General features: G+C 68.6%; 1 protein-coding gene. It reads right to left on the bottom strand.

The window, feature by feature from the left end; genetic code table 11:
* Nucleotides 1-1,419, bottom strand: a 1,419-nt coding sequence (gndA, locus tag CWIS_RS07990) for an NADP-dependent phosphogluconate dehydrogenase (RefSeq protein WP_048342740.1), incomplete at both ends; no start/stop codon positions are given.

Genomic DNA, 1,419 nt, shown 5'->3' with positions numbered 1-1,419 from the left:
TCCTGCTCGGTGCGGTCGCCGGACCACTGGGTGTGGAACGAACCGTCGCGGTCGGTGCGCCGGTAGGTGTGGGCGCCGAAGAAGTCGCGCTGGGCCTGGATCAGCGCGGCGGGCAGTCGCTCGGCGCGCACCCCGTCGTAGTACGCCAGCGACGAGGAGAACGCGGGCGTGGGGACCCCGTGCAGCGCGGCACCGGCCACGATCCGCCGCCACGCACCGACCCCGGCACCCACTGCGGCGGTGAAGTACTCATCAGCGAGCAGCAGCGGCAGGTCCGCGTCGCGCTCGTAGGCCTCGGTGATGCGGTTGAGGAACCGGGCACGGATGATGCACCCACCACGCCAGATCCGCGCCATCGCCCCGCGGTCGATGTCCCACCCGAACTGCGCCGAGGCCGCCGCGATCTGATCGAACCCCTGCGAATAGGCCACGACCTTCGAGGCATACAACGCCAGGCGCACGTCCTCGACGAACCCCTCACGATCCTCGAGCGCCCACGGCGCGACATCGGCCACCAACGTGCCACGCGCCGCGTCGCGCTGCGCGACCCCACCCGACAACGCCCGGGCGAACGTCGCCTCGGCGATCCCCGTGATCGGCACCCCCAGATCCAGACCGTTCTGCACCGTCCACCGCCCGGTGCCCTTCTGCTCGGCCTGGTCCGCCACGATGTCCACGAACGCCGACCCCGTGGCCGCGTCCACGTGCTGCAGCACCTCAGCAGTGATCTCGATCAGGAACGACTCCAGATCCCCGGTGTTCCACCGCGCGAAGATCTGCCCGATCTCCCCGGCCGTGGCACCCAACCCCTGCTTGAGCAGGTCGTACGCCTCAGCGATCAGCTGCATGTCGGCGTACTCGATGCCGTTGTGCACCATCTTCACGAAATGACCCGCACCATCAGGACCCACATACGTGCAGCACGCCACCCCGTCGACCTTCGCCGAGATCTTCTCCAAGATCGGCCCGAGGCTCTCATACGACTCACGCGTGCCACCCGGCATGATCGACGGGCCCAGCAACGCACCCTCCTCACCACCCGAGACACCCGACCCCACGAAATGCAGACCCCGGGCCCGCAACGCGTCCTCCCGCCGGATCGTGTCCGGGAAGTGCGCGTTCCCCGCATCCACGACGATGTCACCCGGCTCCAGCAACGGCACCAGCTCGTCGATCACCGCATCCGTGGCAGCGCCGGCCTTGACCATCACCACGACCTTGCGCGGCCGCTCCAACGACGCCACGAAACCCGCGAGCGACTCCGACGCCACGAACACGCCCTCGTCACCATGCTCAGCCACCAACGACTGCGTCCTGGCGAACGACCGGTTGTGCACCGCCACCGTGAACCCGTTCCGAGCAAAATTGCGCGCCAGGTTACGGCCCATGACCGCCAACCCCGTCACACCGATCTGCGCG

The sequence above is a fragment of the Cellulomonas sp. A375-1 genome (assembly GCF_001040865.1).
GTDB classification, from domain to species: Bacteria; Actinomycetota; Actinomycetes; order Actinomycetales; family Cellulomonadaceae; genus Cellulomonas; species Cellulomonas gelida.
The sequence above is the reverse complement of the archived record's forward strand: the minus strand, read 5'-3'. Positions and strand labels throughout refer to the sequence as shown.